The organism is Lysobacter sp. Hz25 (genome assembly GCF_046097045.1).
Classification (GTDB): domain Bacteria; phylum Pseudomonadota; class Gammaproteobacteria; order Xanthomonadales; family Xanthomonadaceae; genus Lysobacter; species Lysobacter antibioticus_B.
The window spans coordinates 4,936,109-4,949,227 of sequence record NZ_CP175666.1; the positions used below are offsets into that span (position 1 = coordinate 4,936,109).

General features: G+C 69.4%; 12 protein-coding genes. 3 read left to right on the forward strand and 9 right to left on the reverse strand.

The features are described from left to right. Nucleotides 1-166: 166 nt before the first annotated feature. On the reverse strand, nucleotides 167-1,240 hold the full coding sequence (locus ACKN61_RS20295) for a hypothetical protein (protein ID WP_408950972.1): 1,074 nt from the start codon (nucleotides 1,238-1,240) through the stop codon (nucleotides 167-169). A 91-nt stretch (nucleotides 1,241-1,331) separates the two neighbouring features. Here ACKN61_RS20295 and prmA point away from each other — a divergent pair, with 91 nt between their 5' ends. From prmA to fis, 3 genes are all read left to right on the forward strand, one after another. After that, complete coding sequence (gene prmA / locus ACKN61_RS20300) at nucleotides 1,332-2,252, forward strand: 50S ribosomal protein L11 methyltransferase (protein ID WP_031370278.1); 921 nt, start codon at nucleotides 1,332-1,334, stop codon at nucleotides 2,250-2,252. Between the two features lie 26 nt (nucleotides 2,253-2,278). Further along, on the forward strand, nucleotides 2,279-3,310 hold the full coding sequence (locus tag ACKN61_RS20305) for a DUF3426 domain-containing protein (RefSeq protein WP_408950973.1): 1,032 nt from the start codon (nucleotides 2,279-2,281) through the stop codon (nucleotides 3,308-3,310). A gap of 121 nt (nucleotides 3,311-3,431) precedes the next feature. Then, nucleotides 3,432-3,704, forward strand: a complete 273-nt coding sequence (gene fis, locus ACKN61_RS20310) for a DNA-binding transcriptional regulator Fis (protein WP_031370276.1) — start codon at nucleotides 3,432-3,434, stop codon at nucleotides 3,702-3,704. Nucleotides 3,705-4,831: 1,127 nt separating this feature from the next. Here fis and ACKN61_RS20315 read toward each other — a convergent pair. The 8 genes from ACKN61_RS20315 to ACKN61_RS20350 all read right to left on the reverse strand — a co-directional run bounded on the left by ACKN61_RS20315 (nucleotide 4,832) and on the right by ACKN61_RS20350 (nucleotide 12,875). Then, on the reverse strand, nucleotides 4,832-5,782 hold the full coding sequence (locus ACKN61_RS20315) for a phosphatidate cytidylyltransferase (RefSeq protein ID WP_408950974.1): 951 nt from the start codon (nucleotides 5,780-5,782) through the stop codon (nucleotides 4,832-4,834). Beyond that, nucleotides 5,779-6,432 (reverse strand): lysophospholipid acyltransferase family protein, encoded by a 654-nt coding sequence (locus ACKN61_RS20320; RefSeq protein ID WP_408950975.1) that lies wholly within the window; start codon nucleotides 6,430-6,432, stop codon nucleotides 5,779-5,781. The genes ACKN61_RS20315 and ACKN61_RS20320 overlap by 4 nt, the downstream gene beginning before the upstream one ends. Continuing rightward, a complete protein-coding gene (locus ACKN61_RS20325) occupies nucleotides 6,429-7,061 on the reverse strand; it encodes a CDP-alcohol phosphatidyltransferase family protein (RefSeq protein WP_408953879.1) in 633 nt (210 codons plus the stop codon). Before ACKN61_RS20325 ends, ACKN61_RS20320 begins: the two co-directional genes overlap by 4 nt. Before the next feature lie 106 nt (nucleotides 7,062-7,167). Next, nucleotides 7,168-8,631 carry a TIGR04222 domain-containing membrane protein gene (locus ACKN61_RS20330; protein ID WP_408950976.1) on the reverse strand — a complete coding sequence of 488 codons (1,464 nt, stop codon included), beginning with the start codon at nucleotides 8,629-8,631 and terminating at the stop codon, nucleotides 7,168-7,170. Continuing rightward, on the reverse strand, nucleotides 8,628-9,077 hold the full coding sequence (locus ACKN61_RS20335) for a hypothetical protein (protein ID WP_408950977.1): 450 nt from the start codon (nucleotides 9,075-9,077) through the stop codon (nucleotides 8,628-8,630). The genes ACKN61_RS20330 and ACKN61_RS20335 overlap by 4 nt, the downstream gene beginning before the upstream one ends. Next, complete coding sequence (locus ACKN61_RS20340; protein WP_408950978.1) at nucleotides 9,074-10,474, reverse strand: phosphatase PAP2/dual specificity phosphatase family protein; 1,401 nt, start codon at nucleotides 10,472-10,474, stop codon at nucleotides 9,074-9,076. Before ACKN61_RS20340 ends, ACKN61_RS20335 begins: the two co-directional genes overlap by 4 nt. After that, nucleotides 10,471-12,231 carry a bifunctional alpha/beta hydrolase/class I SAM-dependent methyltransferase gene (locus tag ACKN61_RS20345; RefSeq protein ID WP_408950979.1) on the reverse strand — a complete coding sequence of 587 codons (1,761 nt, stop codon included), beginning with the start codon at nucleotides 12,229-12,231 and terminating at the stop codon, nucleotides 10,471-10,473. The genes ACKN61_RS20340 and ACKN61_RS20345 overlap by 4 nt, the downstream gene beginning before the upstream one ends. Further along, on the reverse strand, nucleotides 12,228-12,875 hold the full coding sequence (locus tag ACKN61_RS20350; RefSeq protein ID WP_408950980.1) for a CDP-alcohol phosphatidyltransferase family protein: 648 nt from the start codon (nucleotides 12,873-12,875) through the stop codon (nucleotides 12,228-12,230). Before ACKN61_RS20350 ends, ACKN61_RS20345 begins: the two co-directional genes overlap by 4 nt. Nucleotides 12,876-13,119: the final 244 nt, after the last annotated feature.

The window sequence follows — 13,119 nt, forward strand, 5'->3', positions numbered from 1 at the left end:
CGCCACCCAGCCCGCCTGCCGCCCGGCAAGGGCCGGGGCCGGCATGAGCTGGCATGGGCCGGCCTGAACTGTGTTTCGTCGAGATGCCGATAGTAAGTCAAGCGCCGTGCCGATGCCCGCGCGACGCTGAACCGTGATGGGTCTCCGGCTTCGGCGAGACGGCGCTTCAGCCGCCCGGAGCGGGAGCTACCGTGGCCTTGGCCGCGCAGGTCACTTCGCTGCCGACCACCGTGGGCCAATAGGTCTTGCCGCCGTCCTCGCCGTGCTCGCCGGCGGTGGTGACCGCCAGGCCGTCGCCGGCCTCGTTGGAATATTCGAAGCTGCAATAGCCCTGGCCGGTACCGGCGCAATCGACGACCTCGGGGTAACCGGCTTCGATCAAGCCGCCCAGGAAACGCTCGGCGCCCTCCTCGCGCTTCGGCTGCACGCCGCGCCAGCCTTGGGCGAGCAACTTCGCCCGCGCCTGCGGCAGGCTCAGGCCCTCGATCCGCGGCACCTTCGCCCCGCCGCCGCAGTAGGCGTCCAGCGCCGGCAAGGCCGTCAGCTCCAGCCCGGCGGCAGTCGCGAGCACGCGCGCACGCGCCACCTGCCATTCGCCGACCCGCAGTTCGCTGCCCGCCTTGCCGGCCGGGTCGGCTGGTTCAGCGCTGTGCTCGAACACGCCCTGGACGCCGCTGTCGAAGCTTTCCTCGTCGGCCTCGAGGTCGCGCAACTGCGCCACCGCCCGGCCATCGCGGAAGAACAGCACCCGCGCAGCCGGGAACATGCAGCCGAAGCCGGCCACCTGGGTCGCGCGCGGCGCCACCCCGACCACGCGGTAGTCCTTGCCCCAGGCCATGTCGGCGCGGATGGTCCAGCCGGCTGCGACCGCGGCGCGCGCCTCGCTCGACTTGGCGTCCTCGGCGCAGTCCGGGACGCTGCCGTCGTCGGCCAGCGGCGGCGTGGGCGCGACATAGCGGGGCAGTTCGGTCACCGCTTCCAGGCGCAGTTGCCCGACTTGGCCCTTGGCCCCCACTTGCGCAGCATCTGCCTGAGGGGTGTCGACTCGGGCAGCCTCTGCCCGGGTAGCATCGACCCGGCTCGCACCGACCTGGCTCGCACCGACCTGGCTAGCGCCGTCAGGAGCGGTGCCGACGGGGGTGGTGCCGTCGCCGGCCGAGCAGGCGCCCAGGGCCAACGATCCGAGCAATATCCAGGCCCGCGTGACGGCGGCAGTAGAGGGGTTGGCCTGCGATTCCATGGCGTCTGACTCCTGAGAAGAGCCCGCACGCTATCTGATCGCCGCGAAACGGGTCAATAATGACCGCCGTTTTCGCCTCTCGCCGTAACCGATGCCCTTTCTCGAACTGACCCTGCGCTGCAGCGAAGCCGAACAACCGCGCTACGAAGCCGCGCTCGACGATGTCGGCTCGCTGGCGGTGACGATGCTCGATGCCGATGCCGACACCGGCAACGAGCACGCGATCCTCGAGCCCGGCGTCGGCGAAACGCCGTTGTGGCAGTCGATCGTGCTCAGCGCCCTGTTCCCGCACGATGCCGACGCGCTGGTGATCCTGGCCGCGCTGGAATCGTTCGACCCGGGTCTGGAGTGGACCCAGGTGCGTTTTCGCCAGGTCGAGGATCAGGACTGGGAGCGCGCCTGGATGGACCAGTACGAGCCGCTGCAGTTCGGCCGCCGCACCTGGATCGTGCCGTGGAACCACGAGCTGCCCGCGGGCGCGGATGCGGCCGATGCCGCGGTGGTGCGCCTCGACCCGGGCCTGGCGTTCGGCTCCGGCACCCACCCGACCACCTCGCTGTGCCTGCAATGGCTCGACGCGTTGGCCGACGAAGGCGCGCTCGCCGATCGCAGCGTGCTCGACTTCGGTTGCGGCTCCGGCATTCTCGCCCTCGCCGCGCTCAAGCTCGGCGCCGCGCACGCGGTCGGCGTCGACAACGATCCGCAGGCGGTCATCGCCACCCACGACAACGCCGAACGCAACGACGTCGCCGAACGCATCGAGGTGCATTTGCCGCAGGACGAACCGGCCGCGACCTATCCGGTGGTGGTCGCCAACATCCTCGCCTCGGCGCTGGTCGCCCTGGCCGATACCCTGGCCGCGCGCGTCGCGCCGGGCGGGCGCATCGCGCTGTCGGGCATCCTCGCCGGGCAGGAAGACGAGGTGCTCGCGCGCTATGCCGCGGACTTCGAGGGGCTGCGCGCCGACCGTCTCGAAGACTGGATGCGCGTCACAGGCGTACGCCGGCGCTGAGCGCGACGGCATGATTGAATACTGAAATGTTCGCTGCCTGCCCCCATTGCGGATACCTCGTCGCGTTGATCGTCGCCAAGGACGGTCCGACCCGGGCCTGCCCGCGTTGCGGCGGCGACCTGGCCGCCGCGGCGGCGATCGAGTCGGCGGCTGCCGAATCGACCGCCGTCGAACCGGCCACAAACGAACCGGCCTTGGTCGAATCGGCGGCGACCGGCGCGGCGAGCGCGCCGGTTGCGAACGCAGCGACGGGCGCCGATGCGCTGTCCGCCGAAGCTTCAGCGACGCAGGCCAGCGCAACGCCGGCTCAAGCCGACGATACCGTCGCCGAGCACGACCAGGCCGGCCATCTTGCCGCCTCGCCGGAACCGGCGACGCTCGGCGCGCAGGGCGCCGCCGAGACGAGCGACGACGACGACGCAGTGATGGCCGTCCCGACCGCCGTGCTGACGCCACTTAGCGCTGCGGCCGATGCGGTCGTGCCGAAGCGCGCGGCGCGCAAGCGGGCCGGCAAATCCGAAACCGCGGTGGCGCATGCGCGCCTCGCGCCGAGCTTCGTGCGCAGCCGCGCCCGCGCAGCCGCGCCGGCGGCGCGCCGGCACTGGAGCGGCCCGGCGGTGGCGGTCGCGCTCGGTCTGTTGCTGGCCCTGCAACTGCTGCTTGCGCAACGCGACGAACTCGCCGCCGACGCGCGCTGGCGCCCGCTCGTCGGCGCCTTGTGCGGGGCGCTGCCGTGCACGATTCCGGCATGGCGCGAACCGGCTGCGCTGACCATGCTCAATCGCAACGTGCTGCCGGTCGCAGAGCGCGCGGGTGTATTGCGGGTATCGGCCAGCTTCCGCAACGATGCGCGCTGGGCGCAGCCCTGGCCGACCCTGCTGCTGAGCCTGGAAGACGTCGATGGCCGCCGCGTCGGCCAACGTGCGTTCTCTCCAAAGGACTACCGCAAGGGGTACAGGGAAGGCGAACTGATCGCGCCGGGGCAGAGTGCCGCGGTGCAGTTCGACGTGCTCGAACCGGCGCCGCGCGTAGTCGCGTTCACGTTCGATTTCCGTTGAAATATCGCACCGTCGCGTTGTCTACAGCGACTCCCGCGCGCTAGACTCCCCCTCCCGTCGGCGATGCGCAGCGAGCGTATCGGCAAGCCCCCGGCGGAAGTCACTTGCCACGGGGATGCACTTGAACGCTCTCAACGACCGCAACGAAGCCGCCCGCTCCGGACCTCGCGTTCCGCTGCGCGACCATGTCGCGACTTCGATCCGTCGTTACCTGGGCGACTTGAACGGCAGCGGCACCGAGAACCTCTACGAGATCGCCTTGCGGGAGCTGGAAATCCCGTTGTTCGCCGAAGTCCTGCAGCATTGCGACGGCAACCAGAGCCGCGCCGCGGCCATGCTCGGCATTCACCGTGCGACCCTGCGCAAGAAGCTGCGCGAGTACGGGCTGGAATAACAGCCGTCGCAGCGCAGCGAAAGGCCTGCGCGCGAATCCTCCGACGCGAACCCGGTGCAGGAGCGGCGTAAGCCGCGGCAGACGCAGCGGTCGAGTATCACGGCATTCGCCGAAACGGCCGATGCCCGGTTTGCCCCAAAGCCCGCAATACCTGCATACGCCCCCTGTAGGAGCGGCGTAAGCCGCGACAGACGCAACGGTCGAATACCACGCAATTTTCGCAGCCATCGACTCATCGTGGCAGCTCCCGGCTGTCCGGACTTCGGCCGTTGCGCTTGCGTACACCGCTGCGGTTGTCGCGGCTTACGCCGCTCCTACAAAGGCGACGAACCCTCCGGGGTAAGAGCGGCGCAAGCCGCGACAGGCGAAGGGGACGAATACCACACGGTTGCCGGAGCGCCGACGCTGCGGGCTTCCGATTGTCCGGGCTTCGGCAACGGCGCTTGCGTACGTCGCTGCGGTTGTCGCGGCTTACGCCGCTCTTACAAAGGCGACGAATCCTCGGGGTAGGAGCGGCGCAAGCCGCGACAGGCGAAGAGGGCGAATACCACGCGGTTGCCGGAGCGCCGACGCTGCGGGCTTCCGATTGTCCGGGCTTCGGCTACGGCGCTTACGTACGTCGCTGCGGTTGGTCGCGGCTTACGCCGCTCCTACAAAGGCGACGAACCTTCCGGGGTAGGAGCGGCGCAAGCCGCGACAGGCGAAGGGGACGAATACCACGCGGTTGCCGGAGCGCCGACGCTGCGGGCTTCCGATTGTCTGGGCTTCGGCTACGGCGCTTGCGTACACCGCTGCGGTTGTCGCGGCTTACGCCGCTCCTACAAAGGCGACGAACCCTCCGGGGTAGGAGCGGCGCAAGCCGCGACAGGCGAAGGGGGCGAGTACCACGGTTGCCGGAGCGCCTACTCTGCGGGCTTCCGATTGTCCGGGCTTCGGCTACGGCGCTTGCGTACACCGCTGCGGTTGGGCGTGTGACCGGACCAGCGCGCAATGCGCGCGTACGGCGCTTCTTCGTGTACTCGCTGCCGTCCTTGGCAAGACTTGCGCGAGCTTCGTGATGTCCGGCCCGGCCATCCTTGGCCGGGCGTGTAGCCGACGCGCGAGCCAATGGCTCGCGAGCGCGTCGGCTACACCCACCAATATCTGATCAGGTGGAAGAAGACAGGGGCGGCGAAGCAGACCGAGTCGAGACGGTCGAGGACGCCGCCGTGGCCTTCGATCATGTGGCCCCAGTCTTTGATGCCGCGATCGCGCTTGATCGCCGACATCACCAGGCCACCGTAGAAACCCATCAGGTTGATGACCAAGGCCAAGGCTGCCGCCTGCCAGGGCGTGAACGGGGTGATCCACCACAATGCCGCGCCCAGCGCGGTCGCCGAAGCGACACCGCCGACGAAGCCCTCGACGGTTTTCGACGGCGACAGTTTCGGCGCGATCAGACGCTTGCCGCACAGCTTTCCCCAGACGTATTGCAGCACGTCCGAGGACTGCACCACGATCACCAGGAACGCGATCAACAACAAGTTGCGCCCTTCGTAACCGGGGATGCGCAGATTGATCAGCGCCGGCACGTGCGAGATGCAGAACACGCAGATCATCAAGCCCCACTGCACCTTCGCCGTGCGCTCCAGATAACGCGTGGTGTCGCCGCCGACCGTCGCCAGTATCGGCAACAGCAAAAACGCGTAAACCGGAATCAGCAAGGTGTACAGGCCGTACCAGTCGGTGTAGACCAGCCAATACTGCAGCGGCAACGCGAGATAGAACGCGGCCAACAAGGCGTAGTAATCGCTGCGCCGGGTCGGAGTCAGGGTGATGAATTCGCGCAAGGCGAACAAAGACACCAGTGCGAACAGCGCGATCATGCCGACCCGGCCGACCACGAACGCCAGCCCGACCACCAACGCCATCACCCACCAGGCGCGGATGCGCGCGACCAGGTTGGCGATCACCGCACTCGGCCGCTCGCGCGTGCGCCAGCGCAGGTATTCGGCGATCGCGGTCGCGACCAGCAACACCGCGGCCACGCCGATGAACAGCAACAGCGAATGCGGCAGGCCGCGCAGCGTATCGATCATGAGCCGCCTCCCTGGCCGCCGTGGTCGTGCGCATGCGCGTGGTCCGACAGGGCCAACAAGGCATTGCGTGCGCGTTCGAGGAACTGGGGTTTGTCCTCGTCCGGGCCCAGCCGCAAGGTATCGCCGAAAGTCGCCGTGCACAGCAGCGGTAAGGGCAGCAGCTTGCCCTTCGGCATCACCCGCGCCAGGTTATCGATCCACACCGGCACGAATTCGAGCTCGGGCCGCCGGTGCGCCAAGTGGTACAGGCCGCTCTTGAACGGCAACAGCGGCTCGTCGCTCTGGTTGCGGGTGCCTTCGGGAAACAGGATCAACGAACAGCCCTCGTCGACGGCCTCGCACAAGGTGTCGATGGCATCCTGCTTGCGCTGTACGGGATCGCGCTCGATCAGCACGCCGTTGAAGACCTCGCGAATCAGATAGCGGCGCAGCGCGTCGCGCTGCCAGTAGTCGGCGCCGGCCACCGGCCGCACTTCGCGGCGCAAGGCCGGCGGCAGCGCCGACCAGATCATCACGAAATCGCCGTGGCTGACGTGGTTGCCGTAATAAACCCGATGATCGGACGAGGGCGCGCATCGCCACAGCGCGCGTGCGCCGGTCAGCAGGCGGATCGCGCCGCTGAAACCGCTGGCCAGCCACTGCGAAATCATCGCGCCTCCAGCTCGCGCACGATCGCGCGCAGACGCTGGGCGATGGTCCAAACGGCGCCGACGATCACCGCGGTCAGGGCCGCCAACAACATCCAGGCGACCACCACGGCATGCCCCAGGGCCAAGCCGATCGCCGCGAGCACGGCGGCGACGGCGGTGGCGATCATGCGCGTGCGCCGCGGCATCGGGCCCTCCTCGTGTTCGCGCAGGCCGCAGGCCATGCCGAGCACGCGCACGTAGGCGGTGCCGACCGCGAGCAGCGACGCCGCCCAGCCGAGGTCCGAGGCCCACGCCAGCCACGGCGTCAGACCATAACCCACGCCGAGGAACACCAACGCATCGGCGAGCCGGTCCGGCGCGTCGCTGTAGACCTCGCCGGCCTTGCCGACCATGCCGCCGCGACGCGCCAGCAACCCGTCGAGCCGGTTGCACAGCAAGCGCCCGACCAGGCACAGCGCCGCGAACAGCAACAAGACCGCGCCGTAATGCGGTGGGTCGCGCAAGGCGAAGAAGAACGAAAGCCCGGCCAGCGCCGACAAGCCGATGGCGAACAGGGAAATGCCGTTGGGCGTGGCGCCGTGCGCGCGCAAGCGCGCGGCCAAGGCCAGGCGCCAGTCCCGGCGCTGCAACGGCACCGGTCCGTTGGTTGCCGGTTCGGGTTGGTCTCTATCGGAGCCGGGCCGGTCGGAGCCGGGTTGGTCGGAATCGGGTCGTGTCGTCATCGCTGTACTCCGTTCAATCGCCACCGCCACCGCAACCGCCACAACCGCTGCCGCCGCCGCTGTCGCCGCCGCTGCCGCAACCGCTGGAACTGCTGCTCGAGTCGCTGGAACTCGACACCGGCGTGCGCAAGGTGTGGTATTCGGCCAAGGGCGTGCCGACCAACGCCATCGTCCCGGCCAGCGCGACGCGCTCGGCCAGATCGTCGGAACGGCGCGTCTTGATCGTCGCGTCCAGCAGCGCCCGGTCGCCGGCGCGGGTGCGGCGCTGCGCCGTGCACAGCTGCACCAACACCATCAATCCGGCCAAGGCGGTCAGCACCACCAGGAATCCGACCGGCCGCCCGCGGGCCTCGCCGATCGATATCTTGGTCACGCCTAGAACCACGACGGCGTACATCGGCAGCGCCGCGGCCAGGCGCCCGCGCCAACGCTGTCCCGCGCTGAGCCACCAGCCCTTGCTTTGCATCGGTTCGGCCAGGCGCGCGTAGTGCGCCTGCAGCGCCGGCATCGCCTCGGCGAGCTGCTGAGTGCGCTGCACGATCTTCGCCAGGCCCAGCAATCGCGGTGGCACGCCGGCCGCGCCGGCACTGGCGCGCAACCACACCGGCGAACGCGACGAAGCGGCGCTCTCCGCCGCGCCCGGATAATCCAGCCTGATCGCATCGCGGGTGAGCAATTCGACCAACGCCACATCGGCGGCGCGCTCGGCGCCGCCGGCCAGGAAGCCGAGTTCGATCGAATCGGCCGGCGCTTGCGCACTCGGGCCGTCGCGGCCGCGCATGAAGCGCTGCAGCGCGTTGCCGGCCGTATACGTCCAACCGATCACGGCGAAATACAGCGTCAGGAACCAACCGCCGCGCCACTCCAGCGGATCGAAGGTGCCGTTCCCGGCGCCGCCAAGCAGAAAGACCGCGGCCAACAGCCCGCTCCAGCCCCAGAACCACCGGCCCAGTCCCTTCGGCTCGAACAGCCAGGGCGAGTTGACCTCGGTCAGCGGCAACCACACCGATTCGTCCGCCGTCAGGCGCGCCGGCTGCGGTTCGCCGGCCCAGAACCGCGTCGGCGGATCGCCGAAGTAACGCCGGTAGCTGTCGACGGTGGCGAGGTATTGGCGGCGATGGCGCTCGTCTTCCGCCAGCCCGCCGAGCGAGGGCGAATGATGCAGCGGCTGTTCGAGCGCCTCGGGGCAGAACTTCAACCAGTAGTCGCGGGTGTCGGTCATATGCGTATGCCAGACCCGATCGACGATCTCGCTCGGGGTGACCGCATGGCCGGCGCCGACGGCGAGAAAACAGAAGCGCCGATACTCCTCGATCGCCGCCTGCGCGGTTTCGCGGGTCGACTGGCAGGCGTGCGCGACGCGGTCGACGAACGCCTCGGGTTGATCGCCGCCGAAGCGGTAATCGCTGAGACGCTGCCACAACGCCTGCCGTTGCGGCGTCCAGATATCGTGGTCGTCCAAGGGAACTCCGTTCATGCCCACACTCGTCCATACGCCCACACCAGGGCCGCCGTCTGCACCGACAGGGCGATCGCCTGGCGCATCATCAGACCACGCGCACCGCGCCAACGCGCCGGCCAGTCGCGGCCTTCGCGACCGGGCTTGAGCAAACCCAGCGCCAGCAGACTCGCGTCGAGCCGTTGTGCGGCGCGCGCACTGTCCTCGTCTTCGGAAGCGGCCTGGAACAGGCGCGCGTCGAAATCCACCCGCAGCGCGTAATAGCACTGCAGCAAGCCGGCGACGAAGCTCAGCGCGAGCGGCAACGCGCCCGGCGTAGCCGTCGCCACGGCCGCCGCCGGCAGCGCCGCCAGCAGCAGTGCCGCCGCCAGCAACAGCAGCGACAGCGCGTGCAGTTGCCTCCCCTGCGCCAGCAGGGCCGCCATGGCGCGCAGGTCGAACGACGTCGCGACGGGACTCGTCATACCGTTTGTCCTCGCAGCAGCCCCGCTGCGGCAGCGTCCGCGCCGCCGAGCATGACTTGGAGCGCACGCCGATGCGCCGCACCGAGCACGATCGCCGGCCGCGCCCTGCGCAGGATCGCGACAGCCTCGTCGACGTTGGCGGCGCGCCCGCTGAGCAGCAACCACGCGGCGATCGCCGCGGCGCTGCGCGAATAGCCCAGGGCGCAGCAGACCAAGGTCTTGCCGCGTTCGCGCACACGCTGGATGTCCTGCGCCACCTCGCGCAACTGCGCCGGCGTCGGCGCGACCAGGTCCAGCATCGGCCGCACCGCATCGCCTTCGCGCCACACCGGCAGCGGCAGCTCGGCGCTGCAATCGACGAGTGCGGCGAATTCGCCGCGCTGGCCCGCGCCCGGCACGCGGCCGAGCCAAACGCCGTCGGCCACCGCCACCGGTTGCGGCGCACGCCGCGTCCACCAGCGCGAATTGAGCCAGGCGCCCAGCAGGTAGGGCGCGTACAGCCAGCGCGCGGCCAGGCTTAAACGCCCGTCGTCGCGTTTCTGGAAACCCGCGGCGCCGAATACGGCGTAGTTCGAGGCGACCATCGCCAACGACCAGGCCGGCCACAACAGCCACCACGCCGCCCCGCCGAGCGACCACGCCGCGAACGCGGGCACCGCCGCACCGGCGCAATAAACCGCCGCCAACTTCCAACGCTGCGGATCGCGCGCCAGAGCCGCGCCGCGCCAGGGCGCGGCGACGCGCTCGGGCCACAACCACACGCACAGCCAGCCGGCCAGCAGGCCGGTCGGAATATCGATGAAGTGATGCTGGAAGGTGGTCAGCACCGACACGCCGATCAAGGCGAACCACAGGTGCAGCAGCCAGCGCCATGGCCCGCCCAGATGGTGCGCGAAACGCACCCACAACACGATCAGCAGCACGATGTGCAGCGATGGCGCCTGGTTGAAGGGTTTGTCGAAGCCCAGCAGCACGTCGAACAACCAGCCGAACAGGCCGTCGCTGTCGGGGCGCTGGAAGGTGTAGCGCAAGGGCAGCAACAGGAAGCAGCCGACCGCGATGATTTGCGCGGTCAGCAGGCGCAGCGCCTGGTTGTCGAGCTCGCGGCGGTCGCGGCAGACGAACAGCGAGATGCCGTAGAACAGGTCGATCGACCAGTACGGCACGATGGTCCAGGCCCAGAACGGAATCGCATGCTCCCAGGCGAAGACGATGTGCGGCACGTCGGTGCGCGCGGCCGCCACCGAATTGGCGTAGCCGTAGCTCAGGAAGAACAGCGGCCCCAGCAACGACAGCCACAGCAGCGCCCTGCCCCAGGGACGCCGCTTCGGCGCCCCGGACGATGAGCCGCCCCGCTCAGGCGCTCCCGAGCCGTGCGGCGCTAACGCCGCGGTCATGCCTCGACCCGCTGCGCCAGCGATACGGTGAAGATGCCCCAGGCGTCGATGCGCTGGTCGATCTTGCGAAAGCCGGCTGCGGCGACCAGGTCGTCCATCTCCTGCTGGCTGCGCCGCCGCATCACCCAGGCTTCGCCGCCGCGGTGGCTGGTCAGGGCGCGGGCGATGAATTCGAGCTGCGGGTGCCAGGGCTGGCCGGTGTAGACCAGATAGCCTCCCACCGGCACCGCCGCGGCCAAGCCGTCGAGCGAACGCCGCACTTGCTCGTTGTCGGGGAACAATTCGTACAACCCCGACACCACCGCCAGGGTCGGGCGCGGATCCAGGGCCGCAAGCGCTTGGCGGTCGAAGGCATCGCCCTGGTCGAAGCGCGCGATCGCGCCGGCGCCGAGCTCATCGATCAAGGCGCGGCCCTTGTCGACGTTGAGCTCGCTGTAATCGCGCAGGCGGATCGAGTCGGCGCGCTCGGCGCCGCCCGCCAACGCTTCCAGCGCATAGCGGCCATGACCGGCGGCGATATCGACCGCATCGACCGGCAGGCCGGCCGCGCGCAGGCGACGCATCGCGACCCGCAACAACTCGTGCAGATGGGTGCGGCGCACGCGGATACCGCGCCAGCCGATCGCCTGCAGATAATTGCGATCGATCATGCGGCCGAGCGGCCCGCTGCCGCGTGCCTCGTTGCGGTAGACGTAGTCCAGGCTGCTGCCGGAATCGAAACCGGTGCCGATGCCGAGCTTGATGCCTTCCGAGAAGCGGCCGCCGAAGCGCAGGCCGGCACGGACGAAACGCCAGCGCAAGTCCGCCAGCGACCAGCGCTCGGGCGGCCAGGACAGCTTTTCCGATTCCTCGAAACTCGGGCCATGGCGATGCGCATCGAGCAGGTCGGCGCGGCGCAAGGGTTCGGCGAAACGCGCCTGGACGAAACTGCGGACGCGGTTCACCGCCGCCGCCCGGCCTTTTTCGCCGAGGGTGTCGTGATAGAAGTCCGGCAACAGGTGGCGTTCCTTGATGCCCGAACCCAGGCGTTCGTAGAAACGGTCCTGCGGGCCGCGATGCACGACGAAGTCGGCGCCCGACACCAGCAACTGCGTCGGCACCGTGATCGCCTGGGCGTCGGCGACGATGCGGTCGGCGGCTTCGTACAGACCCAGCAACACGCGCACCGAGATCGGCCGCGCGATCAGCGGGTCGCTGCGATAACTGGCGATGCGTTCGGGGTCGTGGCTCAGCCATTGCGGCTGCACATAGCTGTTGACGAAGAAGTTGCCGCGCAACTTCTGCATCAGCTTCAAGCCCGGCCGCGCCAACGGCACGTACAGCTTGACCTTGAAGGCCGGCGAGGCCAGCACCAGCGCGCGCAGGCGCGGTGCGTAGTCGTGGACCCAGGTCGCCGCGACTACCGCGCCGACGCTCTGCGCGACCAGCGCGATCTGTTCGACGGCGATGCCGTGGGCCTCGGCGATGTGGGCGATGAAGCGGTCGAGATCGCGCACCAGGGCCTCGAAGCCGGACGCGTCGCCGCGTTCGCCGGGCGAGCGGCCGTTGCCGCGCGCGTCCCAGGCGAAAAAGTCGCAGTCGTTGAGGTTCAACTCGCCGACCAGGTGCGCGACCCGGCCGGAATGTTCGTGGCCGCGGTGCAACAGCACCACGGCGCGGCGCGGCTGTCCCGCCGCGGCCTGCGTCGCCGGCCAGTGGCGATAGAACAACTGCGCGTCGTCGAAGCTCGCGTAATGATGTTCCTGATGTTCCCTCATCGCTGTTCTCCTTGTCGTTGGCCGACACTGTCTTGCGCGGCATCATGCCGCAAACCGGCGCGCACCCGGCGCACCACGGTCCACACGCACATCAGACCCATCAAGACGAGCGCGAGTTCCGTAATCGCCGCGCCGATCCAACCGCCGGCGAGCAGGACGCCGAGCAGACCGATGCCGAAGGCGCGATCGCTCTTGCCCATCGGCCCGTCGTAGCGGCGCGGCGCGCCGACCATCAGCCCGAGCACGCCGGCGTACTCCGTCAGTGCCGCCAACAGCACGAACACGAGCAGCGGCGCCGCGGCGAGGCCCGGCACTGCGAACAGCGACAGATACAAGGCGCTGTCGGAGACCACGTCGCACAGCTCGTTGAGGTAAGCGCCGAGGCGCGACTGCTGGCCGAACTCGCGCGCCAGCATGCCGTCGATGGCGTTCATCGCCATGCGCAGGAACATCCACAGCGGCAACAGCGCGAACAGCCAGGGCCGCGCGGCGGCGCCCCAGCCGACCGCGGCCGCAACCGCGAGCGAGATCACCGCCGCCGCGACGGTGACCTGATTCGCGCTGACGCCCAGCGCATGCAGGCGGCGCACCAGCGGCCGCAGCAGCGCCTGGAAGCGCCCTTTCAAAGCGTAGATCGATGCCATTCCCTGTGCGTTCCATCCTGCCCGGCGTGGGCCGTCGCGCATCAGCTTAGCCGCTGGCCGGGGCGATGACAGTGCCGCGCCCGCTGAGGCCTCCATGGCAGTTGCAGGTGCGCGGCGACGGGATTCCGTTGGGGCGCATGGCGTTGCGGGTGTTGTGCGGAGAGCGAAATCCCCCCTGCCCCCCTTTTCCAAAGGGGGAACGACAGAGGCCGCCGCAGGGGTGACTGGCTTGCCGCTTCGCGCT